The sequence below is a fragment of the Streptomyces coacervatus genome (assembly GCF_029223485.1).
Lineage (GTDB): Bacteria > Actinomycetota > Actinomycetes > Streptomycetales > Streptomycetaceae > Streptomyces > Streptomyces coacervatus.
Map to the genome: position 1 here is coordinate 1 of NZ_JARHTP010000082.1, position 528 is coordinate 528.

Sequence of the window (528 nt, forward strand, 5' to 3'; positions counted from 1 at the left end):
GACTCGGGAGGCGGTGGAATCACGGGGATGGAAGTACGAGGTCTGGAGCGAGGTGCCGGCCGTGGAACTGGAAAACGTCCGGTTCCTGGCGGGCTACCGCCGGGACTGGCTGTTCAGCCCCGAAGTCCTGGACGAGCTTCGCGGAGCTGAGCTTGATGGAGTCACTTTGGGGCAGGCCTCGTGCTGTCTGCCGGACCGTCCTGAGCCTCAAGTCCGCTCGGCTATTCATCACTTGCTCTGGACACAGGAGCTCGTCACCGATCTCGGCCGTCCGCTCGGCCCTTCGTGCGTTTTGAGGCGGGCGGCATGAGCAGGGCGGGGGTTCGGGTCGGGGTCGGTACGCGTTTCCACTACGACGGGGAGACCGTCGAGGTGGTGGAGATGGCCGCCACGACGGCGGGCAACGAAGTGGTTCTGAAAGACGGCCAGGGGAGGCTGCTGCGGCTGGCACTCAAGGAACTGCTGTTTTCCGACCGCGCTGTCATCAGTCCGGACGGCCCGGGGCCGTCGGCGGACGACGAGGGCGAG

The 528-nt window shown here is 66.5% G+C and carries 1 pseudogene; it reads left to right on the forward strand.

The window, feature by feature from the left end:
• Positions 1-310: pseudogene (locus tag P2Q00_RS50680) on the forward strand (TnsA-like heteromeric transposase endonuclease subunit); the annotation flags it as partial.
• Positions 311-528 lie beyond the last annotated feature (218 nt).